General features: G+C 69.2%; 22 protein-coding genes. 12 read left to right on the forward strand and 10 right to left on the reverse strand.

All coding sequences use genetic code 11. The features are described 5' to 3' along the window. Positions 1–18: 18 nt before the first annotated feature. Genes LOK44_RS15890 through LOK44_RS15900 form a run of 3 tightly spaced genes read right to left on the reverse strand, consistent with a single transcriptional unit; the run spans position 19 to position 3,472 of the window. Positions 19–894 carry a potassium channel family protein gene (locus LOK44_RS15890; protein ID WP_237571003.1) on the reverse strand — a complete coding sequence of 292 codons (876 nt, stop codon included), beginning with the start codon at positions 892–894 and terminating at the stop codon, positions 19–21. Between the two features lie 35 nt (positions 895–929). Then, positions 930–2,552 (reverse strand): ABC transporter permease, encoded by a 1,623-nt coding sequence (locus LOK44_RS15895; RefSeq protein ID WP_237571004.1) that lies wholly within the window; start codon positions 2,550–2,552, stop codon positions 930–932. Further along, complete coding sequence (locus tag LOK44_RS15900; RefSeq protein ID WP_237571005.1) at positions 2,549–3,472, reverse strand: ABC transporter ATP-binding protein; 924 nt, start codon at positions 3,470–3,472, stop codon at positions 2,549–2,551. The genes LOK44_RS15895 and LOK44_RS15900 overlap by 4 nt, the downstream gene beginning before the upstream one ends. A gap of 239 nt (positions 3,473–3,711) precedes the next feature. Between LOK44_RS15900 and LOK44_RS15905 the strand changes: the two genes are divergently transcribed. Continuing rightward, positions 3,712–4,137 (forward strand): lipoprotein LpqH, encoded by a 426-nt coding sequence (locus tag LOK44_RS15905; RefSeq protein ID WP_237571006.1) that lies wholly within the window; start codon positions 3,712–3,714, stop codon positions 4,135–4,137. Between the two features lie 10 nt (positions 4,138–4,147). On the opposite strand, the gene LOK44_RS15910 is transcribed toward LOK44_RS15905, so the two are convergent. The 3 genes from LOK44_RS15910 to LOK44_RS15920 are packed head-to-tail and all read right to left on the reverse strand — an operon-like array spanning position 4,148 to position 6,949. Next, the gene (locus LOK44_RS15910) at positions 4,148–5,032 is read right to left on the reverse strand and encodes an SDR family NAD(P)-dependent oxidoreductase (RefSeq protein WP_237571007.1); all 885 of its coding nucleotides are present in this window, start codon (positions 5,030–5,032) and stop codon (positions 4,148–4,150) included. Positions 5,033–5,038: 6 nt separating this feature from the next. After that, the gene (locus tag LOK44_RS15915) at positions 5,039–6,433 is read right to left on the reverse strand and encodes an NAD-dependent epimerase/dehydratase family protein (RefSeq protein ID WP_237571008.1); all 1,395 of its coding nucleotides are present in this window, start codon (positions 6,431–6,433) and stop codon (positions 5,039–5,041) included. Between the two features lie 39 nt (positions 6,434–6,472). After that, positions 6,473–6,949 carry a hypothetical protein gene (locus LOK44_RS15920; RefSeq protein WP_237571009.1) on the reverse strand — a complete coding sequence of 159 codons (477 nt, stop codon included), beginning with the start codon at positions 6,947–6,949 and terminating at the stop codon, positions 6,473–6,475. 320 nt (positions 6,950–7,269) lie between these two features. Here LOK44_RS15920 and LOK44_RS15925 point away from each other — a divergent pair, with 320 nt between their 5' ends. The 3 genes from LOK44_RS15925 (at position 7,270) to LOK44_RS15935 (ending at position 9,353) form a co-directional block, all read left to right on the forward strand. After that, entirely contained in the window at positions 7,270–7,677 is a 408-nt protein-coding gene (locus tag LOK44_RS15925) for a YciI family protein (protein WP_237571010.1), read from the forward strand. Continuing rightward, positions 7,677–8,867 carry an RNA polymerase sigma factor gene (locus tag LOK44_RS15930; RefSeq protein WP_237571011.1) on the forward strand — a complete coding sequence of 397 codons (1,191 nt, stop codon included), beginning with the start codon at positions 7,677–7,679 and terminating at the stop codon, positions 8,865–8,867. The genes LOK44_RS15925 and LOK44_RS15930 overlap by 1 nt, the downstream gene beginning before the upstream one ends. Positions 8,868–8,936: 69 nt before the next feature. Next, complete coding sequence (locus LOK44_RS15935; protein ID WP_237571012.1) at positions 8,937–9,353, forward strand: hypothetical protein; 417 nt, start codon at positions 8,937–8,939, stop codon at positions 9,351–9,353. 6 nt (positions 9,354–9,359) lie between these two features. Here LOK44_RS15935 and LOK44_RS15940 read toward each other — a convergent pair whose 3' ends face one another. Further along, a complete protein-coding gene (locus LOK44_RS15940; RefSeq protein ID WP_237571013.1) occupies positions 9,360–11,105 on the reverse strand; it encodes an MOSC and FAD-binding oxidoreductase domain-containing protein in 1,746 nt (581 codons plus the stop codon). Positions 11,106–11,124: 19 nt separating this feature from the next. Further along, complete coding sequence (locus LOK44_RS15945) at positions 11,125–11,673, reverse strand: TetR/AcrR family transcriptional regulator (RefSeq protein WP_237571014.1); 549 nt, start codon at positions 11,671–11,673, stop codon at positions 11,125–11,127. Between the two features lie 88 nt (positions 11,674–11,761). Here LOK44_RS15945 and LOK44_RS15950 point away from each other — a divergent pair, with 88 nt between their 5' ends. Both LOK44_RS15950 and LOK44_RS15955 read left to right on the forward strand, forming a co-directional pair. Next, positions 11,762–12,622 (forward strand): SDR family NAD(P)-dependent oxidoreductase, encoded by an 861-nt coding sequence (locus LOK44_RS15950; RefSeq protein ID WP_237571015.1) that lies wholly within the window; start codon positions 11,762–11,764, stop codon positions 12,620–12,622. Positions 12,623–12,947: 325 nt separating this feature from the next. Then, a complete protein-coding gene (locus tag LOK44_RS15955) occupies positions 12,948–14,357 on the forward strand; it encodes a DHA2 family efflux MFS transporter permease subunit (protein ID WP_237571016.1) in 1,410 nt (469 codons plus the stop codon). A gap of 21 nt (positions 14,358–14,378) precedes the next feature. Here the strand turns inward: LOK44_RS15955 and malQ are convergent, their stop codons facing one another. Then, positions 14,379–16,358, reverse strand: a complete 1,980-nt coding sequence (malQ, locus tag LOK44_RS15960; protein ID WP_237571017.1) for a 4-alpha-glucanotransferase — start codon at positions 16,356–16,358, stop codon at positions 14,379–14,381. A gap of 132 nt (positions 16,359–16,490) precedes the next feature. Here malQ and LOK44_RS15965 point away from each other — a divergent pair, with 132 nt between their 5' ends. Genes LOK44_RS15965 through LOK44_RS15990 form a run of 6 tightly spaced genes read left to right on the forward strand, consistent with a single transcriptional unit; the run spans position 16,491 to position 22,616 of the window. Beyond that, on the forward strand, positions 16,491–17,336 hold the full coding sequence (locus LOK44_RS15965) for an SDR family oxidoreductase (RefSeq protein WP_237571018.1): 846 nt from the start codon (positions 16,491–16,493) through the stop codon (positions 17,334–17,336). A 56-nt stretch (positions 17,337–17,392) separates the two neighbouring features. Beyond that, positions 17,393–18,253: a class II fructose-bisphosphate aldolase gene (locus tag LOK44_RS15970; RefSeq protein WP_237571019.1), complete on the forward strand. Its 861-nt coding sequence runs from the start codon at positions 17,393–17,395 to the stop codon at positions 18,251–18,253. Beyond that, complete coding sequence (locus LOK44_RS15975; protein WP_237571024.1) at positions 18,250–19,569, forward strand: D-tagatose-bisphosphate aldolase, class II, non-catalytic subunit; 1,320 nt, start codon at positions 18,250–18,252, stop codon at positions 19,567–19,569. The genes LOK44_RS15970 and LOK44_RS15975 overlap by 4 nt, the downstream gene beginning before the upstream one ends. Beyond that, positions 19,562–20,683 carry an SIS domain-containing protein gene (locus tag LOK44_RS15980; RefSeq protein WP_237571025.1) on the forward strand — a complete coding sequence of 374 codons (1,122 nt, stop codon included), beginning with the start codon at positions 19,562–19,564 and terminating at the stop codon, positions 20,681–20,683. Before LOK44_RS15975 ends, LOK44_RS15980 begins: the two co-directional genes overlap by 8 nt. A 2-nt stretch (positions 20,684–20,685) precedes the next feature. Beyond that, positions 20,686–21,648, forward strand: a complete 963-nt coding sequence (locus LOK44_RS15985; RefSeq protein WP_237571026.1) for an N-acetylglucosamine kinase — start codon at positions 20,686–20,688, stop codon at positions 21,646–21,648. A gap of 17 nt (positions 21,649–21,665) precedes the next feature. Then, a complete protein-coding gene (locus LOK44_RS15990) occupies positions 21,666–22,616 on the forward strand; it encodes a DMT family transporter (RefSeq protein WP_237571027.1) in 951 nt (316 codons plus the stop codon). Here the strand turns inward: LOK44_RS15990 and LOK44_RS15995 are convergent. Further along, positions 22,613–23,938 carry an alpha-hydroxy-acid oxidizing protein gene (locus tag LOK44_RS15995; protein ID WP_237571028.1) on the reverse strand — a complete coding sequence of 442 codons (1,326 nt, stop codon included), beginning with the start codon at positions 23,936–23,938 and terminating at the stop codon, positions 22,613–22,615. The two genes, LOK44_RS15990 and LOK44_RS15995, sit on opposite strands and share 4 nt — an antisense overlap. Positions 23,939–23,995 lie beyond the last annotated feature (57 nt).

Genomic DNA, 23,995 nt, shown 5'->3' on the forward strand with positions numbered 1-23,995 from the left:
CGCCCAACTGACCTCGGCTCAGTCGTGGTGCCGGTGATCCTCGGCGTAGGCCTTGATGACCGCCGCGGTATCACCGTCGAATTGCAGGAACTCCTCGCGCAGGAGCGTGGCCAAACTATCGACGGCCGAGGCGATCATCGCTCCTGCGAGGCGGGTCTGGTCGTCCTTGCTGTCGGCTGCCTCGGTGGCGAGTTCGGTGGCGTACACCAGCGACGCAGCCAGCGAGGCGTCCGCTTCGACGTCACGAAAGTAGTACGTGGCGCCGTACTGGGTGAAGTCGTTGCGCGCTTCCACGACGGCGTTGGCGATGCCGGTGAGAACGTCGCTGGGGATGCTGCCGATGCCCAGCGTGGGATCGGCTCGACGGACCCCGCGCAGCGTCGAAAGCTGTAGCGCCAGAACGCGTCGGCGGTGCAGCGCGGGGTAGATCTGCAGAACCCACGACACCGCTGCCGTCAGCAGCATGAAGCCGAACAACGCCTCGAGCGGCACGAGCAGGCGCAGGACCGGCAGCGTGGGCACGATGTCACCGAAGCCGAGCGTCCCTATCGTCACCAGCGAGACGTACATCGAGTCGAACTCGGTGCTGCGAGGGAGCCCATCCAGCTCCGAGCTGTACGCGAAGCCTTCCGGCATCGAGGCGTAGTAGATCATCGCCCACCCGACGACGGCGATGGCGCCCCAGGTGAGCACGACCAGTGCTATTCCGAGTGGCCCGGTGAGCGACGTGATCCGGCGATCGGATGGAAACAGCCGAAGCAGCCACCACACGAACCTCATGACCTTGGGTGCGATGCTGCCGTGCCCGACCGGGTGGAACAGCGTGTGGAACACGTCGCGGACCACCACCAGCACGAGCACGGCCCCGATGATCGTCACCACCCAGTCGGTCACGACCACACTCCTCTATTCGACGTCAGCTCAGCGTCTCACGTCGCGAGGTCGCGCCGCGCGTACCCGATGACTCCCACGCCGAGCAGAAACGCGGCGACCGCCAAGATCGCCGCAGTGGCCGGCCAGTTCGGCGGGACTGCAGGCGCAGCGGCCACGTGTACGAACGGGGATGGGGCCGAGACCCACCGAGGCGCTCCGATGCTGTCGGCGATGACGTTCAGGAGGAAACCTCCGACCACGGGCAGGGCTCCTACGGCCGTCACGGCAGAAGGAACCCACCCGACGGCCAGCGCCGCGGCGCCCAACGCCAACCACGCGATGGGAGCGGTGTTCATCGCACCGGCGAGGGCGTCGCCGAGACCGAGCGGTGCACCGGTGAGCACGGCGCCCGCCCACATTCCCAGCGCTGCGACGACGTGCAGCGTCAGGACCCCGACCGCGGCGACCATCGCCACGGCGGCCAGCAGACGCTGCCTGGACAGGGGTGCGGCCAGCAGCATCGTCGTCCGGTTCGCGCGTTCATCGCCCACTACTGACGCCATTCGCGTCACCGCGTAGAGGCCGGTGGGAATCGCCAACAGGCCGAACAGTGCGGCGGCGAATCCGGATGCAGTACCGAGGTTGCCGAATCCCGCTGCGGCAGCCAACTCGCCAAATCGGGGGCTGCCCTCGAAGAACTCGAGAATCGAGGCGATCATCGCACCGATGATCAGGAAGTAGGCGCCGATGCCCGATGCCCAGCCGAGCGTCGGTCGCAGTGCACACCGCACCGCGAATACCGCCGGAGAACCCAGTAGGCGAGTATGCGCAGCTCGGTGGCTGCGCACCGGGACCCACCCACCTCCGATGTCTCTTCCTCGAGCGGCGGCGAGGGCGATCGCTGTCGCGATCGCGGCGAAGGCCGCCAGCACGACCAGGGGAAGGAGCCGGTTCTGCGAGTAGGGCGCCGACTCGCCGATGAGGCCGAACGGTGTCAACCACGCGGCGAAGGCGAGTGCGACAAGACCGTCGGAGAGCATTCGTAGCAGCAGCGCGGCACCCAGCACGCCGATCGCAAGACCCACTGCGGACGGTCTGCTCGGCATCACCTGCCCGGCGGCCAGACCCACCGCGCCAAACGTGGCGGTCACCCCGAGCACGCCAAGCGCATAGACGGTCGCCCCCTCGACGTCGGTGCCCGCGGCGATCAACGCGACGCCGATCGACGCACTGATCGCGACGGCTGAGCCTGCAACCGAGGCCACACAGCGCAGAAGCACGTCGATGGAGCGCGCGCGCCCGGACAGCAGTAGGTCCCAGCGCCCGGCATCCTCCTCGCCGCGGGTGATGCGGATCGCTGCGAGCAGAAGCCAGACACCGGCCAGGATCAACACCGGCGTGCCGGTGCGCCACACCGTGAACCCACCGGGATCGTCGAGAGCTACCGCTGGGCCGAACAGCACCCGAATCGCGGGGTTCTCGGCGAGCGCCGTCACGGCTTGCTGGCTCATCTCGCCTTCGAACGTGCTGCGGTACTGCGTCGCAACGAGTGCCGACATCCCGGCGCACACTCCAGCCACGATCAACGTGCCCCGGCGCAGCTGACGCAGGACGAGCCGCCCGACCGCGTCACCTGCCGACGGCCGATGAACCGGTGTAGCCACCAGTCCGGTGGTCATCGCTCGCTCTCTCCGTAGTAGTCCAGGAAGATCTCCTCCAGAGTCGGCTCTCGCATGGCCACCGCCGTGATGTCAGCGGCGGCAAGCACTTTCAGCGCCCCGGACGGTGATCCCGACAGGTTGAAACGCAACCGGCCGCCCGTCATCGCCGTCACGTCCGACACCTCGGGAACGGAGTGCAGGTGGGGCTGATCGCCACGGTAGGACACCTCGACTACGCTGCGCCGCAACCGACGAAGGTCGGCAATGGCGTCGACTTCCACCAGCCGGCCCGCCCGAAGGATCGCCACCCGATCACAGGTGGCTTCGACCTCGGCCAATTGGTGGGAACTGAGGAAGATGGTCTGCCCACGGTCGCGGGCTTCGTCGACGCAGTGACGGAAGGTGCGCTCCACGAGTGGATCCAACCCGCTCGTCGGTTCGTCGAGAATGAGTAGGGGGGCACGCGTCGCGAAGGCGGCTACCAACGCGACCTTCTGCCGGTTGCCCGTCGAATACGCCTTGCCCGGTCTGTCCACGTCGAGATCGAATCTGCGCACCAGTTCGGCGCGGTAGGCGACATCGGTACCTGGACCGACGTTGCCCAAGAGTTCGAGTGTCTCGGCTCCGGTTAGCGCCGGCCACAGCGCGACATCGGCCGGCACGTAGGCCAACAGCCGATGCGCACGCCGTACGTCACCGGCGTCGCAGCCGAAGATCGTGGCCTGCCCGGAGTTCGGCCGAAGGAGCCCCAACAACATGCGAATGGTGGTGGACTTCCCCGCACCGTTCGGGCCGAGGAATCCGAACACCTCGCCACGTGCGACGTTGAGGTGGAGGTCGTCGACGGCGACGAGCGAGCCAAATCGCTTCGTCAAACCCTCGACGTGAATGGCGGATTCGGTTCGCACGCCCCCGGGCGCGCAGGAGTTGGGACGCATCGGTGAGCCTTTCGACAGTCGGACCATCAACATGCCGACCAGGCTTCCCGGCTCACCTGCGATCAGAATGTACTCCGGTCGCGGTGGCTATACCAGAGCAGTTGTGCCACCACTCGCTCGAGGGAACCGGCAAACTCGCGGGTCCGAAGCGGTATCAATCCTCGCGCTGCGGGGTATGCCACTGCATGGTCTATGAACTGAGTGATCCGGCCGGCACGTCTTGCAGACGACCGGGCGCGGTGCCGCAAACGCGCAAACCGGGCGTCGTTGCCCTACTCGCCGTCGGATTGGTCGCAACGGGATGCGCGTCCGGTGCCTCGGCACTCGGCACGCCCACCGCACGCATCACGATCAACGGCAACGAGATCGCCGAACGGCCGATCGTCCGCTGTCAGCAGGCGGAGTGGGTGTGGCTCATCGAGACCATCCCGCCGCAGCCGGGCTTCAACGCCCAGGTGCGCACCGGGGCCGGCGTCGAGCCGCTATCGGTGCGGATCGATGACTTGGGCGGTTTCACTGGCGGCGTCACCAACGCCACCCCGGGCGCCACGAAGGCAACGATCGTCGACGGGTCCTTCGTGATCACCGGAACAGCAGACGGGTTCTACGACGGCAACATCTCGAACACCGGGACGGCGACCTTCGAAGTCCAACTGGACTGCTGACCCTCGAGGGTCACCGGGTGGGGGTCTCGTCACCCGATCCGACGAAGGCGTTGCCCTCGGTGGGGTCGGTGGGTTCGTCCGTGAACGCCACCACGCGCAGGAACGGTCCGATGATAGCGTCGAACATCGCAGGCATCAGCCGGTACGCCGCGATGGCTGGGCGGTTCATCCAGCCGACCTGACGTTCGCTGGAACGCTTCCGTTCGGTGGCACGGACGATCGACGTGACGATGGTCGACGGCGGTACGGCCGTGGGAGGCACCCTCGGCGTGCGACCGAAGTAGTTGCTCGCAGTCGCGTACACCGGGGTGTCGACGGGCCCCGGGTAGACGCCGTGCACCTTCACCCCCGGCAGGTGGTGGGTCTCTTGGCGCAACGTCCGCACCAGGCCGCAGAGCGCGAACTTGCTTGCGACATAAGCGGATTGGTAGGGCACCGCGGTGACGCCGAGTAGCGAGCCGACGAGCACCAGGTGCCCCGCTCCGCGTTCCTCGAAGTGGACCAGCGCACAGCGCGCGACGTTGGCGGCGCCAATGAGGTTGGTGCGCACGATGCCGTCGAACACCTCGGCTGGCACGTCGACGAACCGGCCGAAGGCCGTGATCGCCGCGGACTGCACGGCCACGTCCACGCGACCGAACTGCTCGAAGGCGGCGTCGAAGAGGTCGGATACCTGGTCGGCTTCCGCGATGTCGGTCGACCGGGCGATCACGTCGGAGGCGCCGGACCGCTTGCACTCGACGGCCACCTCTTCGAGCGTGTCACTGGAGCGTGCTGCCAGGACCAGCCGGGCGCCGCGTTCGGCGTACCGGAGCGCGGTCTCCTTGCCGATGCCACTGGACGCACCGGTGATGAGGACCACCTGTGAGCCCGTGTCCTGCGAGTGGTTATCCATGTTCGATCACCGATCGGAACTACCCGGCCCTGGCAACGAGGAAACCGGCTGTGAATCAGGATCTTTCGCGCGGCGCTTGCGCTCGAGCCCGTTGAGCACGTGCAGCGCTGCGGTAGCGGCCACCGGGGCCCATCCGCCGCGCACGGTCGCCGCCAGGGCCGCCAGCACGGCGACCGGCGCGACCAGGGCCACCTTGTCCGTGCGCCGCTCGAGGATTCGGTCCAGGGCGAGCGGGGTGCCGGACGCGAGATTGGTCGCCACCACGATCGCGTCGGGGACACCGGCGCGACGCTTGCCCACCGCTCGCGCCAGTGCCAGGCCGGTCCACGTCAGCAACGACGCGTCGTGCACGCGCGCGACGGCACGACCGATGTCGGGCGTGGAGCTACCGAATCCCGTAGCAGCGCTGCTGCCGATGGCGTCGTCGGCCAGGCCTTCGATCAACTCTCGCGCGCTGACGGTCGACGAATGTGCAGGCGACCAACCAATTTCGCGTTGCGCCTTCGACGTGTCCATCAGAGGGGTGTTGGTGGCGACGTCGTACCAGCCGGGGGTGAGCGCGATGACGCGGGCGGCGCTGAGCGCCGAGATGACGGACCTGGCCGCACGCGGGCTGACGGCGATCGGACGGGCACCGACGAGGCCTGCCAGCGCGTCGGCGTCCAGGATGTCGGCGGCGACGTTGTAGGACCCCCGGGCCCGGTGCTCGATCATCCGCACCACGGCGTCGCCGACGTCGTCGGCGTGTACGAATTGCAGCCCGAGTCCGGCGGGCAATGGAAGTACCGGCAGCTGGCGTCGGCGGAGCATCTCCAACGCGGACTTCGGCACCAGCGGGCCCAGGTAGAGCGTCTTGATCAGCCACGACGCATGACGCTGTACCACCACGGTGGGGCGGAACCGCGCGATGGACACGTCCGGATGCTGCTCGGCGAACCGGTCGAGCATCCGTTCCACGGCGACCTTGTGCCTGCTGTAGACCGACGTCTCCTGGCCGGTGTCCGGCCAGTCCTCGGCGACGGGCTCGCCGGCACCCGGGGCGTAGATGCCGAGACTGGATGCGTACACCAGTTGCTTGACGCCCGCGGCGTCGATGGCATCGAGGACGGCTTGGGAACCCGTGACGTTCGCGCGGTAGAGGTAGTCCTCGTCGCGCACCGGTTGCACCGCGAGTGCGAGGTGGACGACGACGTCGGCGCCCTGCATGGCCGGCGCCAGGTCGGCGCTTGCGGTCGGCGAGGCCAGGTCGACGGCATGCCAGGTCACGCGTTCATAGTCGATGCCCTCCGCGGGAGGACGGCGGCAGACTCCGACCACCTGCGCGTCGGGCATGTGGCGCGCGAGCGCGCGCAGTACGCCGGTGCCCACGTTTCCGGAAGCACCGGTGACGACGATTCTCATTGCGCGGTGCTTACCCGCTTCCGCGCGCGAGAAACTCGGTCAGCTACGCACCGGCGTGCGGGTCTCGACGCTGGGCGCGGGGACCGTGGCAGCGGGTCGAGCGGCGTCGTCGATGCGTCGCTGACGGCGCTCGTCGCGAACGATGCGGCGCTCGAGGATGCGGAGGTCCCGCGCGTGCAGCGAGCGGTTCTTCATCGCGAGCAGATCGAGCTGTTGCCAGCTGAGCCCGTCGAGGTCGCCGTCGGCATCGTGGGTGGCGATCACGACGCTGCCCCGAAGCAGGGGGACCGTCTTGGCGGTCAACGTCGTCGTGGCCAGGAGGAGTTCGGTGGCGCTGCGGTTCACTCGGCGCTGGCACCTGCTCGTCGACGGGCTGAACCAGAAGTCGAACTGCCGGTCGAAGCTGGTCAGCGCCTGGAGGCCCTGGCTTTGGACGAGTTGATCGATGTCGGCCTTGGAGTAGGCGCGGGTCTCATAGATGGCGCCGTTCGTGGCGGCGTAGAGGACGGTGTTCATTCACGTGATCCATTCATGTCTTTCTTCGGCGGCGGGCAACGCACTGGCGAACCGGTGCTGTTACTGAAGTTACCCATGTGACATTTGAGACAAACGTTGGTAACGGTTCGATAATTCCGCGACGTGATCGCCGGTAGCGGGTGGGCCGTTACCGGCGGATACCGTAGGGCGATGGGCTCAGACGTCACGGTTGCCGCCCGCTGTCGGAGACCGACCGCTGACCGGTGCCTCGGGTGATGGCGAGTGTCGAGAACGCCGGCTCGGCTCCGTCCCTGGTGTGTGCGACCAATCGGGGTCGCCGTCTGGAAAGGGAGAAACCCATGGCGAAGTACCTGCTCCTCAAGCACTACCGCGGCGCGCCTGCCGCGGTGAACGACGTACCGATGGATCGGTGGACGCCCGACGAGATCCGTGCGCACGTCCGGTACATGAACGACTTCGCCGAGCGGTTGCAAGGCACCGGCGAGTACGTCGACGGTCAGGCGCTGGCCCCGGAAGGGGAGTGGGTCCGCTCCGACGGTGACGGCAAGCCGCCCGTCACCGACGGCCCGTTCGCCGAGACCAAGGACCTCATCGCGGGTTGGATGATCATCGACGTCGACTCCCACGACCGCGCCGTGAAACTCGCAGGCGAGCTGTCCGCTGCGCCGGGGGCGGGTGGACGGCCGATCCACGAATGGCTCGAGGTGCGGCCCTTCCTCACCGCCCCACCGACCGTCGACGGCTGATGAGCCGCGGCGCGGTGGACGAGGCCCAGCTGCGGGAGCTGATCCCCGGCGTGCTGGCGGCTCTCGTCCACCGCGGGGCGGAATTCGCCGCCGCCGAGGACGCGGTTCAGGAGGCACTGATCCGGGCGCTCGATGCGTGGCCCCGGCGCAGACCCGACGATCCCAAGGCCTGGCTGATCACGACGGCCTGGCGCTGCTTCATCGACCACACCCGGTCCGACGTGGCGCGGCGAGCCCGGGAGGCCCGGCTGTCCGACGAGCCGCCTCCCGGCCCAACGGAATCGGCGGACGACACGCTGCGGCTCTACTTCCTCTGCGCTCACCCGAGCCTCACCTCCGCGTCGGCCGTCGCCCTCACCCTGCGCGCCCTCGGCGGCCTCACCACCCGGCAGATCGCGCAGGCGTACCTGGTGCCTGAAGCGACGATGGCGCAGCGCATCAGCCGCGCCAAGCGCACCGTGGGTGCCGTCCGATTCGATCGCCCCGGTGATCTCGGCACCGTCCTACGGGTTCTCTACCTGGTGTTCAACGAGGGCTACGGCGGCGACGTCGACCTGGCGGCCGAGGCGATCCGATTGGCGCGCCAACTGTCGCGGGCCTCCGACGCCCCGGAGGTCGCCGGCCTGCTCGCGCTCTTCCTGCTCCACCACGCCCGGCGGCCGGCGAGGATCCGCGCCGACGGCAGCCTCGTGCCGCTGGACGAACAGGACCGCGGGCTGTGGCGGCGCGACCTGATCGCCGAGGGCGTGGACGTGCTGCAGGCGGCCCTGGCCCGTGACCGGCTCGGCGAGTATCAGGCGCAGGCCGCCATCGCGGCGCTGCACGCCGATGCGCAGTCGGCCGACGAGACCGACTGGGTGCAGATCGTCGAGTGGTACGACGAATTGGTCGCGCTCACCAACAGTCCGGTCGTGCGGCTCAATCGTGCCGTCGCAGTCGGCGAGGCCGACGGCCCGCACGCCGGGCTGCGCGCGCTCGCCGACCTCGACCCCGGGCTGCCGCGGTACACGGCCGCCGTGGCCCATCTGCGGGAACGGGCAGGCGATTTCGCGGCGGCTGCCCGGCTCTATGCCGCGGCCGCCGCGCAGGTACACGACCTCGCCGAACGCAACCACCTAATCCTGCGCGCGGCGACGCTGCGCCAGCGGCTCGGCGATTCAGAGCGCGGCCCGACTTCTTGGGATCGGTAGCCCGCCGAAAGCGGTGTGCTGATCCCAGAAGCGACGCCGACGTGGTTGCGCTCGACGAAGGGAATGGACATGAACCGCACCTCACGACTCGCCACCGCAATTGCGGTGACCGGCGCGATCGCAGCGGTCGGTGTCGCGATGAGCGCGGCCACCGCCCAAGCGAACCCCTATCAAGCGCCGACGACGACCTGGTGCCCGGGCGAGGCCCTGCCGTTCCACAACATCGAGTGGGACATGAACGGGTGCCACACCTGGTTCATGACCCCGTCCGGAACGGGCAACGTGCGGATGGTCGACGTGAACGGAAACCCGTTGGACAGCTTCATCTCGGCTGACATTCCGGCGCCCATCCTCACGCCTTCGCCGCCGCCTGCCCCGCTGCCCTTCGGCACGCCGTTCTGCAGCCCGCGCGGTTCGCTGTTCATCATCGGGCCGATCTGCGACGAGATCGGCGTCGACATGCCTCCGGGCTCGGTCAGGCGGTGAGCCGGTTCACAGGTCGAGCACGACGTCGCCGGCGGGGCGCGAGCAACAGATGAGGACGTTGCCGTCGGTGGGGCGCTCGAGCGGTTCGGGGTCGTAGTCGACGCTGCCCGACAGCAGGGCGGTCTGGCAGTTGTGGCACACGCCCGTTCGGCACGACCACCGTGCCGGGACGTCGCATGCCTCGGCGAACTCCAGCAGGGTCGACGGCGCGGCAGCCATCGGTGCGGAGATGCCGCTGCGGGCGAACTGCACCGCTGGCCCCGGGCCCGGCCCATCCGAGGGGAGATGCGGCGCAACGACTCTCGCGGCGATACCGGGAGTCAGTGCTTCCTTGGCGCCGAACAGCTCGCTGCGGATCCGACCCGGATCGAGACCGTAGGCGGCGAGGCCGGCGCGCAGTTCGGTCGTGAACGAGGCCGGGCCGCACAGGTATGCCGTCGCGTCGTGAGGAACGCCCAGCTCTTGAACGAGGGCGATCGACAGCCGTCCCGTGTCGGTGTAGTCCACCCCGGCCCGGTCCGATGGCGCGGGATGGCTGTAGACGGTGCGCGAACGGGCTCGCGGCAACTGCCCGAGCAACTCCCGCACCTCGTCGGCGTAGGGGTGTTCGGTGCCGTCACGCGCGCCGTACAACCACCAGACGTCCCTTGCGGAACGGGATTCCACCAGGGAGTGGAGCATCGAGAGGACCGGGGTGACGCCGACCCCGGCGGAGAGCAGGACCACCGGGCCGCTGCCCTCCTCGAGGGCGAAGGTACCGCGCGGTGCGGCGACGTCGAGGACGTCGCCCACCGACACGCGCGCGTGGATGAACCGGCTGACGACGCCGTCGTCCTCGCGTTTGACACTGATTCGGAAGCGGTCGGAGCCGGGACGATTCGACAGCGAGTAGTTCCGAATCATCGGCGCCGCAAGGGACTCCGTCGTCACTCTGAGGGTGATCGATTGGCCGGGTTCCCAGCTCGGCAACACCGTCCCATCGGGCGCCTCGAAGTAGACCGACCGCACGTGCCGACTCTCGTCGCGCACCTCGGCGACGCGCAGCGGTCGAAAACCCATCCACGACGGGGGTGGTCCCGCCGACGCCAGTCCGGTGTTGCCCGCCTGCTCGCCCTGATCCGCGAGGCTGCGCAGCGATGTCTTCCACCCGGGGCTGAGCGCGGGGATGTCGAGGGCGCGTTCCAGCACGGTGCGGGGGTGCCCCGGCAGGTACAGCAGCCCGTTGATCTCGGCCACCGACACCCGGTGCGGCCCGTCGGAAACCTTGACGATCTCCTGGCCCGCCTCGACCGCGCCCTCCTCGATGACGCGGCAGTAGAAGCCTGGTCTGCCGTGCGAGACCAGCAGCGCGGCCATGCGGGGCTCCCCGATCCGAATGCCCGCCCGGTAGCAGGTGACCCGGGGCTGGGTGACCTCCAGAACCGCGTCGCCGACGCGGTAGCGGTCGCCTATGCATACCTCGTCGTCCGACAGGCCGTCCACGGTGAGGTTCTCGCCGAGCAGGCCCGGCGCGAGGTCCGGCCGGTCGAGCACCTCGGCCCAGTGACGATAGGACTGCACCTGGTACACCAGAACCGCTCGGTTCTCCCCGCCGTGTCCGCCGAGATCGCCCTGGCCGTCGCCATCGACGTTCAGGCGCCGCACCATCCGTGGCCCGGACACCGGTTCCTTGCCTAGCCCCGAGAAGACCGTCCGGCCGTTCCAGTCGACGTCCCGCGGGAGGCCCACGTTCACCGATGTCAGCGTCGCCATGGTGACCATGATGATCTCGTCAGGGGTGTGTGCGGAAGCCCCGCAGGATCGTGTCGAGATGCCGTCGCCACAGCTGCTCGCCCTGATGCACCGGGTCGGTGCGCTCGGACTGGATGACCCCACGCAGCGCCCACACGGCGACGGTGATGTCGTCCGGTGTGACGTCCGCGCGGATCGCACCAGCGGCCTGGGCGCGCCTCAGCAGCTGGGTCGATCGGCCGCGCAACTCCTCCATGAGTGCGGTGGGCGCCAGTTCGCCCCAGATCGGTGCGGACAGACCGGCCTTCCCCGCGAGTTCGACGCCGACCGTGCGCAGGAAGACGTCCAATCCCATGTCCGCCGGGGACTGCTCGGCCTCGGCGGCGACGTCGATCAGGCGTTGGAAGAAGCCGCCGAGGACCTCTCGCACCAGGGCGTCCTTGTTCGCGAAGCGGCGGTAGAGGGTCGCCGGTCCGACCTGAGCCGCCTTCGCTACGTCGTCGAGGGTCGCGGACGGCCCGCGTTCGGCGAACACCGCCTCGGCCGCTGCCAGGAGCCGTGCGCGGTTCGTGGCCGCATCGCGTCGCACTCATCACTCCTGCCGTCGTGGGGGCGGGAATGATTCCGAGCCGCAGGCGTTCAAGTGATAGTCAAGCTATCAGATCGAGGAGGAAGACATGGACAAGGTCTGGTTCGTCACGGGCTCGACCCGCGGCTTCGGCCGGAAATTGGTCGAGGCTGCCCTGGATGCCGGTGACGCGGTTGCGGCCACCGCACGGCGTCCCGATCGGTTGGTCGATCTGGTGGATGCGTACGGGGATCGGGTCCTGCCGCTGCCACTCGACGTGACCGACGCCGACGCGGCACGCACGGCGCTGGCCACGGCGCGCGATCACTTCGGCCGTGTCGACGTCGTGGTCAACAACGCCGGATACGCCAACGTCGCCCCGATCGAGACCGGGGACACCGGCGACTTCCGCGCGCAGTTCGAGACCAACTTCTGGGGCGTCTACAACGTGTCGAAGGCCGCGATCCCCGTCCTGCGCGAGCAAGAGGGCGGACTCATCATCCAGTTCTCGTCGATGGGCGGCCGCGTCGGCGGGTCGGCAGGCATCGCGTCGTACCAGGCCGCGAAGTTCGCGATCGACGGGTTCTCCCGGGTGCTGCAGACTGAGACGGCGCCGTTCGGGATCAAGGTGGTCGTGGTCGAACCGAGCGGGTTCGCGACCGACTGGGCAGGCTCGTCGATGACCATCGACGACATCCCCGACCGCTACGCCGACACCGTCGGTGCGATGAACGCCATCCGCACCAGCGATGCCGTCACTGCGGGCGATCCCGCCCGTGCGGCGAACATCCTGGTCCGGCTGTCCCGGCGCGCTGACGTGCCGTACCACCTGCCGCTCGGCGTGATCGCCATCGAGGGCGCGATCCGGCAGGACGAGGCCCTATTGGCGGAGGACAGCGAATGGGCCGCGGTCGCCAGGTCCGCCGACTTCGCCGAACCGTTCCCCGTCGACCTCCCGCCCGTGGCCTGACCCGGGCGCGAAGCTGGTGAGCGACTCGCGGCCGTGCAGCGGCGCACACTGACCGGCCATGCCGACGATGGCGATCAACCGATCCAGGGCGTCGGATCGTCGCGCGGCACCGGGAAGCCACATGGTGAAGGCGGCCAGCAATGCCATTGCCGACATCGCCACGAAAACAGCCATGACCCAAGGTTGTCGCCAAAGTAGACGCGTCACAACGCGAATGACGGTCACGCGAGCACGAGATCCTGCCGAAAACCGTTTGCGCGCATTGGTACCGCCTCGCCTACTCTGGTAGCCGATCTAACAATCGACGACCAGAGGAGCACCCACCATGGCGCGCCGTGCTGCGCCCAGCCCGACCCTGATCATCGCCCTGTTGGTTGGGGCGGCATTCGTCATGATCCTCAACGAGACGATCATGAGTGTGGCGCTGCCCGCGCTGATCGTGGACCTCGAGGTGTCCGCGGCCACCGCGCAGTGGCTGACCAGTGGCTTCCTGCTCACCATGGCCGTGGTGATCCCCATGACCGGTGCGCTGCTGCAACGCTTTCCGGCCCGGACCATCTACCTGATGTCGATGATCCTGTTCTGCAGCGGGACGCTGCTCGCGGCGCTCGCACCGGGCTTCACCGTCCTCCTGGTCGCGCGGATCGTGCAGGCGTGCGGCACCGCGGTGATGGTGCCCCTACTGATGACGACGATCATGACGCTGATTCCGGTGGAACGGCGCGGCCAGACGATGGGCACCATCTCGATCGTGATCGCCGTGGCGCCCGCGGTCGGCCCAACGCTGTCCGGGCTGATCCTCGGATCGCTGAGCTGGCGCTGGATGTTCTGGATCGTGCTCCCGATCGCCCTGGTTGCGCTCGCTGCCGGCCACAGGTGGCTGCGGGTCCCCAGCGAGGAACGTCGCCCGACCCCGATCGACTACGTCTCGGTGCCGCTGTCCGCAGTCGCGTTCGCGGGCCTCGTCTTCGGGCTGTCGCTGGCGGGCGAGTCCAGCGGTGGCGGTGGCGTCCCGGCCTGGGTGCCGGTCGTCGTGGGCGCGACGGCGATGGTGCTCTTCGGGATGAGGCAGGTCCGCCTGCAGCGGCGGGACGGCGCCTTCCTGGATCTCCGCCCCTTCACCTACCGCCGGTTCTCGGTGTCGCTCGCATTGGTCGTGCTCGGCTTCATGGCGCTGTTCGGCGCGATCATCATGCTCCCGCTGTACGTACAGGACGTCCTCGGACGCAGCGCCCTGGTGGCCGGTCTCGTCGGCTTCCCCGGCGGCCTGCTGATGGGCTTGGCCGGGCCGTTCGTCGGACGCATCTACGACCGGCTCGGTGCCCGCGTGCTCGTCATCCCGGGCTCGGTCCTGCTGTGCGCCTCACTGTGGGGGTTCGCGACGCTGTCGGCCGCGTCGCCGATCTGGGCGGTCGTCGTGCTGCAGATGGTGATGATGCTGGGGCTGTCAATGATGTTCACGCCACTGATGACCGACGCGCTCGGCGTGCTGCCCGACTGGCTCTACTCCCACGGCAGCGCGATCTTGACGACCCTGCAGCAGGTGGCAGGCGCGGCAGGCACCGCACTGTTCATCACGGTCATGACCAGGGCCTCTGCGTCCGGCGGCGCTCCGGACCTACCCGGGGTGCGCGCCGCGTTCACCGTGGCGGCCGTCATCGCGGTCGTCGCCGTTGCGGCAGCGTTCTTCACCGGCCGCCGCCCGGCGCCTGCCGAGCCGGTGCTGGTGCACTAGCGGCGGAACGCCGCTCACGCACTAGCGGCGGAACGCCGCGACGACCTCGGCGACCCGCGGGTCGGCCCGCAATTCCTCCAGGGTCTCGGCGAGCGGGAGCCGCCAGTTCGGGTACTCGTCGACCGTTCCCGGCAGGTTGGGTTGCCTGCGCTCGCCGATCACGTCGTAGGGCGAGACGAGCTTGAGCTGGCTCGGCGTCGACGCCAGGAAGCGGTGCATCGCGACGACGATCTGCGACTCGTCGGGCTCGGTGGCGGCGTCGAGCAGGCCCTCGGAACGCAACATCTCCAGCCACTCGGCGCGCTCCTTGTCGGCGTTGGCCTGCTCGGCAGGCACATCGTCGAGCAGACCGAGGTCCGCGCGCGCCCGCACGTGCTCGCCGCTCATGAACCCCGCCGCGGTGGGCAGGTCGTGCGTGGAGAGGCTGGCCGCCGCCCGCGACGGCCACCGGGCAGGCGGGAGCAGCGGCTCGTCGGGTGCGGACTGATCGCGGGTGAACCACGACACCGCGCATCCCAGCATCGCGTTGTCGGCGAGCGCCTCGGTCACCTCCGGTTCCACGGTCCCCAGGTCCTCGCCCACCACGGTCGCGCCGGCACGGTGCGCCTCGAGCGCGAGCACCGCCAGCATCACGTCGGCGTCGTAATGCACGTAGGTCCCGCGATCGGGACCGTCGCCCGGCGGAATCCACCACAGTCGCCACAGACCGGCGACGTGGTCGATCCGCAGCCCGTCGGCATGCGCCAGCACGGCCTGCAACATGTCCCGCAGCGCGGCGTAGCCGGTGGCGGCCAGGCGGTCCGGCCGCCACGGCGGCAGCCCCCAGTCCTGCCCGCGGGGGGTGAAGTTGTCCGGCGGGGCGCCGATGCTGACGCCTCCGGCCAGTACGTCGGCCAGCGCCCACGCGTCGGCGCCGTCAGCGTCGACCCCCACGGCCAGGTCGTGCAGCACGCCGAGTGCCATACCGGATTCGCGCGCTGCGGTCCGCACCCCGGTCAACTGCTCGGCGCACCGGTGCTGCACCCAGGCGTGGAACGCGACCCGCGGTGCCAACTCGTCGCGAGCCGCGGCGACGGCGGGGCTCGCGACGTCGCGCAGTGCCTCCGGCCACCGGCTCCACCTGCCCCCGTGGCGTTCGGCCAGCGCGCAGTACGTCGCCCAGTCGCGCAGCCCCTCGGGCGCGCCGGTCAAGGCGTCGGGTCGACCTTCCGAGCGCCAAAGCAGTTCCAGTGCATCGCGTTTCGCCGCCCAGACGAGGTCGTGGTCGATGCGCTCGGTCGTCGCCGAGACGCGCAGCGCGTCCACCTCCGCGCGGGTGGCGGAGTCGGCGCGGCCATACGCGTCGACGTCCTCGATGCGCAGCGCGAGCGGGTTGGCGAACCGGCGGCTCGACGGGGTATACGGCGACGGCTGCACCGGATGCGTCGGTCCGGGGGCGTGCAACGGGTTGAGCAGCACCGCGCCGGCACCGTGATCGGCGGCGGTCCACTCGACGAACTCCCGCAGATCGCCGAGGTCGCCGATGCCCCACGAGCGGGCCGACCGCAGCGCGTACAGCTGCAGCATCCATCCCCACGTCGGCGGAGCGGATGGAACCCGAGGCGGTGCGGCGACGAGCGTCGACTCCTGGCCCGCCCGGGTGTGCAGGCGGTACCACCCGGGCGCGAGGTCGGCGGGCAGCCCGTCGCGCACGTCGATCCGGGTGCCGTCCTCGCTCGTCAACGACGCTGCGCCGGGCAGGGATTGGGGCTTGCCGTCGACGCGGACGGCCACCGTGGGGGGCAGCGTGCCCGCCCGATCGAGTTCCTCGAGCCGGGTCAGTTCGCGGCGCCGGTCGGCCTCGGTGCCTGCCTCGACGTCGAGCAGGCCGAGCACCTTGATCACGACGTCGGCATCGACGTCGACCGGTTCCCGTCGTTCGTTGCGGTACGAGGTCGCGACGCCGTGGGCTTCGGCCAGCCGCCTCAGATCCTCGGGCGCAGGCTGCGGGGTGGCCGTCATCGAGATCCCGCCGATGGCGCACTGATCATGGAGCCGACGAGGGGGCCGGGGACACACCGGGGCGAGGACACCACGCCTCTATACCCGGACCAAGATCGATTACACCGCGCCTCGCCGGTATACGGTCCAGGGATGACGCGAGTGGTGGTGATTACGGGCGGTGCGGGCGGCATGGGACTGGCCACGGCGAAGATCATGGGCCGTGACCATCAAGTGGTCCTGTGCGACAACAGGGGCGATCGGCTGGAGGCCGCGGCGGCCGAGCTGACGGGACTCGGCATGCCGCCCACGGTGGTACACGCCGACGTCACGGATCGTGCCGCGGTGGATGGGTTGTTCGCGACGGCGGCCGGCCAGGGCACGGTGTCGGCGGTCGTCCACGCGGCGGGTGTCAGCCCAAGCATGGGCGACGCGGAGTACGTGATGACCACCAATGCGCTGGGGACCCTGCACGTCGGCGAGGCGTTCCTCGAGGCCGCCGGCGAGGGCGCGGCGATCGTGAACGTGGCGTCGATGGCGGCTTATCTGCTACCCGAAAGCCTCATTCCCACAGCGCACTTCCCGCTCGCCCTGGACGACCGGGAACGTTTCATGGCGGAGATGGGGACGGCGCTGAGCATCGCTCCGGAAGAGGCGCGATCCGGCATGGCGTACGCGGTGAGCAAGGCCTTCGTCAAGTGGTACAGCTCCTCTCAGGCCGAGCGGTTCAACGGCCGCGGCCTGCGCATCGTGTCGGTCTCGCCGGGGTCGGTCGACACGGAGATGGGACGGCTGGAGGAGCAGGCCGGTGCGGGCGCGATGGTCGCCGATGCCGCGGTCCCGCGATGGGGGAAGGCGGAGGAGATGGCCGAGCTGTTCGCCTACGCCGTCAGCGACAAGGCCGGATACCTCACGGGGACCGACATCTTGAACGACGGCGGCGTCGTCGCCTCCGTGCGGGAGCGCGAACGGGTTAGGGTCGCCGCTCAGTTTTCCTGATCGCTTCGGCGGTTTCCATTGCGCGTTGTGAGCGGTCTTCCCATGATCGACTCATCATGACAACCGCCACCACCGCCGATCTGGTCGCCGCCTCGACAGCGGCCGGCACCGCCGTGCTGGCGTTCAACGTGATCACCCTCGAGCACGCCGAGGCCATCGCCCGCGGCGCCGAGGCAGCATCCTCCGGCGTCATCCTGCAGGTCAGCGAGAACACCGTCCGGTTCCACGGCGGCAACGCCGCGCCGGTGCTGGCAGCATGCGCGGAGGTCGCCACGGCGGCGTCCGTCCCGGTCGCCCTGCATCTCGACCACTTCACCGAGCCGGCGCTGATCGATGCGGCGATCGACATGGCGCAGCGATTCGCCGTCAGCTCCATCATGATCGACGCCGCGCACCTCGACTTTGGCGACAACGTCGAGCAGACAGCGCGGTACGCCGACGCCGCACGGCGGCGGGGACTGTGGGTGGAGGCCGAACTGGGCGAGGTCGGCGGCAAGGACGGCGCCCATGCGCCCGGCGTGCGCACCGACCCGTCGGAGGCAGCGGACTTCGCGCGCCGTACCACCGTCGACGCGCTCGCGGTCGCCGTGGGAAGCAGTCATGCGATGACGACCCGCGACGCCGCGATCGACCTGGACTTGACCGCGAGACTGGCTGCGGCCGTGCCCATTCCGCTGGTCCTGCACGGCGGATCGGGAGTATCCGACGAGCGACTTCGCGCCGCGGCGCAGGCCGGTCTGCGCAAGCTCAACGTCGGCACCGCACTCAACGTCGCCTTCACCGGCGCCGTCCGAGACCAGCTCGGCATGCGCCCCGACGCCGTGGATCCGAGGCCCTACCTCGCGGCCGGCCGGGACGCCATCGCGACGACGGTCACCCGGCTCTGCCACGTGCTCGGTGAGGAGGCTCTGCCGTGACCGGCACCACGGTGGCAGGACACCTGGCCGACACCATTGGACGGCACAAGGCCGGTGATCCGGTCGGCGTCTACTCCGTCTGCTCGGCGCATCCCGTCGTCATCGAGGCCGCCATCGCCCAGGCGGCCGACGACCAGACCTACGTGCTCGTCGAGGCCACGTCCAACCAGGTGGACCAGTTCGGTGGCTACACCGGGATGCGTCCTGCCGACTTCCGCGACATGGTGTTCCGCATCGCCGACGAACGCGAATTCCCCCGTGAACGCGTCGTCCTCGGCGGGGACCACCTCGGTCCGAACCGGTGGCAGCGCATGCCGTCCGACGAGGCGATGGCCAACGCCGACGAGCTGATCAGAAGCTACGTCGCCGCCGGCTACACCAAGATCCACCTCGACTGCAGCATGTCGTGCGCCGACGACCCCGCCGTCCTCGACGACGCCGTCGTCGCCGAACGCAGTGCGCGCCTGCTGCGGATTGCCGAGGACACCGGCAACCGCAATGGCGGCACGGCGACGCTGTCCTACGTCATCGGCACCGAGGTGCCCGTGCCCGGCGGCGCCCACGAGACGCTCGATCACGTCATCCCGACGACACCCGAACGCGCCCGCCGGACTCTCGCAGCCCACCGCGAGGCCTTCGCCCGCGTCGGGCTGGACGACGTGTGGCCACGGGTCGCCGCACTCGTCGTGCAGCCAGGCGTGGAGTTCGACCACCTCAAGGTCGTGGACTACGAACGCTCGGCGACCGCCGACCTGCGCCGCGTGCTCGACGCCGAGCCGAACCTCGTGTTCGAGGCCCACTCGACGGACTACCAACGGACGCAACAGCTCCGAGAACTGGTCGAGGACCACTGGGCCATCCTGAAGGTCGGGCCGGGTCTGACGTTCGCGTTGCGCGAGGCGCTGTTCGCACTCGCGATGATCGAGGACGAGATCGTTCCGTCGTCGGACCGGTCGGATCTCGTCGACGTGGTCGAACGCCGCATGCTCGAGGATCCCGGCTACTGGGAGTCGTACTACCACGGGACCGAGCAGGAGCAGCGGATCGCGCGCCGCTTCAGCTACAGCGACCGGCTGCGCTACTACTGGCCAGACGAGCGCATCGAGACCGCGAGGCGCACGCTGATGTCGAACCTCGCCGCGGGCATCCCGCTCCCGCTGATCAGCCAGTTCCTGCCCGACCAGTATCGACGGATCCGAGACGGCAGCCTGCCGCCGGATCCGCACCACCTCGTGATCGACCGCGTCCGCGACGCGCTGCGCCCCTACGCGCAGGCGTGCCACCCCACCGATAGCAATGGAGCCACTCTTGCCTGACATCCCCGCCCAACACGACGGCGGCGCAACGATTCTCGAGATCGAGCAGCAGCCAGACGCGTGGCGTGAAGTTGGTCGAATGATCGACGAACGGGCGACCAGCTTCGTCGGCGACCTCGTAGCACGGCCCGATCTGCGGATCATCCTCACCGGAGCGGGCAGCTCCGCGTTCGCCGGGCACATCGTGGCGCCGGCGCTACGCCACCATCTGAACCGCCGCGTCGACGCGATCGCGACCACGAGCATCGTGTCCAATCCGCATGACCACCTCGAACGCGGGATCCCCACGCTGCTCGTGTCGTTCGGCCGGTCGGGAAACAGCCCGGAGAGCGTCGCGACGACCCGGCTCGTGGACGAACTCGTCGACGACGCTTGGCATCTCATCCTCACCTGCGACGGCTCGGGTGAACTGTCGCGCACGCACTCGGATCGCGACGACTCCTTGGTCGTGCTGATGCCCGAGCGCACCAACGACACCGGGTTCGCGATGACGTCGAGCCTGACGTCGATGATGCTGGCGGCACTGCTCCTGCTCGGACCCGCCGACCAGCAGTCGGTCGAGGCGCTCGCCACCGCGGCGGAGGCCATGTCCGCACGGCGCGACGAGATTCGCGCGCTGGCGCGCACCAAGCGCAACCGCTTCGTCTACCTCGGCAGCGGGGCTCTCGAGGGACTGGCACGGGAGTCCGCACTCAAGCTGCTCGAGCTGACGGCCGGTGAGGTGGTCAGCTACTTCGACTCCTCGCTCGGGTTCCGGCACGGCCCGAAGTCCGTGCTCGACGGGGACACGCTCGCGGTGGTCTACCTCTCGACCGACGCGTACACCCAGCAGTACGACCGCGACATCGTCACCGAGATTCGCGGACAGCTCGGCGACGATGCCGTGGTCGCGATCGGCCCGGAGGGCGCCGCCGACGCCGCTTGGACGCTACCCGTGGTCGGGCTCGGTGACTCGCTCGCCGCCGTCGCCTATCTCGTCTTCGCCCAGTACCTCGCGCTGTTCACGTCGGTGGAATGGGGCAAGACACCGGACAATCCGTTCCCGTCGGGTGAGGTCAACCGTGTCGTCGAAGGCGTCACGATTCACCCCCTACCCGCAGAGGGCAGGGCGTAGGCATGGCCCGGTATCTCGGCGTCGACGGTGGCGGATCCAAGACCGCCTTCGCCATCATCGACGACTCCGGTCGGGTACTGGGCCGCGCGAACACCGCCACCTCGTACTACTTCAGCGAGGGCTTCGACGTGGTCGAGCGCCGGCTGCGGGAAGGCGTCGACGCGGTGTGCGAGACCGCAGGCGTGCCGGCCTCCGACGTCGACGCGGCGTTCTTCGGCATCCCCGGCTACGGCGAATCCAGTGCGGACCTCGCGCGCCTCGACGCCGTGCCCGCGGCGATCCTCGGCCACGACCGGTACAGCTGCGACAACGACATGGTCTGCGGGTGGGCCGGTTCCCTGGCCGGTGAGGACGGCATCAACGTCATCAGCGGCACCGGGTCCATGACCTATGGTGAGCGCGCCGGCGTCGGGCGGCGCGTAGGCGGTTGGGGCGAGCTCTTCGGTGACGAGGGCTCGGCGTACTGGGTTGCCGCACAGGGGCTCAACGCATTCAGCAGGGCCAGCGACGGACGTACCACCCGCGGCGCGCTGTATCAGGCGATGCGGCAGCGGCTCGACGTGACGAGCGACCTCGACGCGGTGAGCCTCGTCATCGATACCTGGCACGGAAACCGTTCGGCCATAGCCGATCTCGCGAAGGTGGTGTCCGCGTCGGCGGCGGACGATCCCGTCGCCGACGGCATCCTGGTCACGGCCGTCGACGAACTCGTCGGCCTGATCGAGACCACCCGCGTGCTCATCGGCTTCACCGACGACGACTTCGTACCGGTGTCCTACTCGGGTGGAATGTTCACCGGCGAAAGGTATCTCGGACTGTTCCGGGACGCCTTGGACCGGCTGCCCGCGAAGTACGACCTTCGCACCCCGATTCTCGACCCGGCACTGGGCGCGGCGCTCTACGCCGCCAAGAAGAGCGGACGCCCGCTCGCCCCCGAAGCGCTTGCAGCACTAGCCACCCAATGAAGAACAGAGGCGACGTCATGACCGATTCGACGAGACAGGGGCGCGGAACGCGCAGCTGGATCTTCTATGCCGCACTGCTGGTGCTCTTCTGGGGTGTCTGGGGTGCGACGTCGGCGCTGCCGGCGACCAAGTATGGCTACCCCGACGAGATGATCTACAGCATCTGGGCGCTGACCATGATCATCCCGGCGATCTTCGCGATCCGCGGCCAGCGCTTCGACCGGCGACCGCAGGCGACGATCTACGGCCTGCTGATCGGGCTCACCGGCGCAGGTGGCCAGCTCGTCCTCTTCCAGGCACTCACGATGGGACCGGCGTACCTGATCTTCCCGATCGTGGCCGTGTCGCCCGCAATCACCGTGGTCATGGCGATGGTGCTGCTCCGCGAGCGGGTCACCAAGCTCGCCGCGCTCGGCCTGGTGGCCGCATTGGTCGCGATCGTCCTGTTCAGCATCACCAGCGGTGAGGAGGACGTCTCCACCGGTCCGTGGCTGATCCTGGCGATCATCATCTGCGTGGCATGGGGTGTGCAGGCGTTCTTCATGCGCAAGGCGGCGACGATCGGCGTCAACGATGCCACCACCTTCGGCTGGATGGCGATCACCGCGCTGGCGCTGGTTCCGGTCGCTCTGTTCTCCCTTGGTGGCATACCCACCGACTTCCCCTGGGAGGCACCGGTGTTGACGGCAGGCACCCAGCTGCTCAACGCCGTCGGCGCACTGTTCCTGGTGATGGCGCTCAGCCGTGGCAAGGCCTCGATCGTGGCGCCGACCACCAATGCCCTCGCGCCGTCGCTGACCATCGTCCTCTCGCTGGTGATCTACCAGACGCTGCCGACCCCGTACGGCGCGATCGGCATCGTGCTGGCTCTGGTCGGTTCGACGTTGATGGTCTACAGCGACGAGAAGCGGGGCGAGGCGGTCACCGAAGGGGCGGTCGCGCCTGCGGCCGAGCGCGCCGAACGCTAGCTCATCCGGCGCAGGGTGTCCGAGTCGAGTTCGGCGAGTGAGGCGACGCCCGCGAGGCCCATCGTGATGTCGAACTCGGCGATGATGTTCTCGAGGACCTGCCGAACGCCGAGGCGCCCGGCGATGGCCAGTCCGTAGACGTGCGGCCTGCCGATCGCCACGGCGTCGGCGCCGAGGGCGAGCGCCTTGAACACGTCAGCGCCAGTGCGAATGCCGGAGTCGAGGATGACGCGAGCCCTGCCGTCGACGGCGGCGGCGACGTCGACTAGGGCGTCGGCAGCACCGATCACCGAGTCGATTTGCCGGCCACCGTGATTCGACACCAGGATGCCGTCGATGCCCATGTCGACGGCACGTCGCGCGTCGTCGGGGTGCAGGATGCCCTTGAGGACGATCGGCAGGCGCGTCCGCTCGCGCAGTCCGGCGATGTCGTCCCAGCACAGCGATGGCCGCGAGTACGTGTCGAGGAAGGTCTCGACGCTGGCCCGCGGGATCGGTGAGACCAGGTTCCGCCGGAAGCTGCCAGGGACGTGGCGGGCCATCGAGAACAGGGTCTTGATGGCGCCCAGGGTCACCTCGACGTCCGGCCGCTGTCCGGCGGCCTTCGCGGCGGCGACGCGGTCGCGTACCGACGCCATGAACGCGGGGTCGGAGGTGTACTGCGCGATGCCGACGGCGCGGGTGAACGGGAGCGATCCGAGATTGAGATCTTCTGGACGCCAGCCGAGTTGGGTGGTGTCCAGGGTGACGACGAGGGCGTCGGCGCCCATCGTCTCGGCACGGTGCACGAAGCTCTCGACGACGGCTTCGTTCGTCGACCAGTACAGCTGGAACCACCGCGGTGCCGCATCTGCACCCGCGGTTCGCGCCACCCGGTCCATCTCGGTGGCGACGTCCTCCATGGGCGCTGAGCCCTGGTTCGAGAAGATGTACGGAACGCCGACAGTCGCCGCGGCCGCGCCGATCTCGACGTCGGCGAGCGGGCGCACCAGACCGGCTGCGCCCACCGGGGCGACGAGCACGGGGGCGGGTAGCCGCCTGCCGAACAGTTCGGTGGTCAGGTCGCGCCGCGAGGTGTCGCGAAGCATGCGCGGCACGATCGCCCACCGGTCCAGCGCTGCGCGGTTGCGGTCCATGCCGGTGCCTTCGCCCGCGCCACCGGCGACGTAGGCCCAGGCCTGCTTCGACATGCGCTTGCGGGCGAGGTGTTCGAGTGCGGTGAAGTTCGTGGGCACCGCGGGCCGGCGGCCGAATACGCCGGCTCGGTAGATGGCCTCCTGGCGCTCGCGACCAGGATGCGGCACGGGCTCTGGTGACGTCATCATCGCCACGGTAGATGATCGGCCTGTGCCGTTGCCCGGCCGATCACTAGGATCGGT

It is taken from the genome of Mycolicibacterium lacusdiani, assembly GCF_021916785.1.
Taxonomy (GTDB): domain Bacteria; phylum Actinomycetota; class Actinomycetes; order Mycobacteriales; family Mycobacteriaceae; genus Mycobacterium; species Mycobacterium lacusdiani.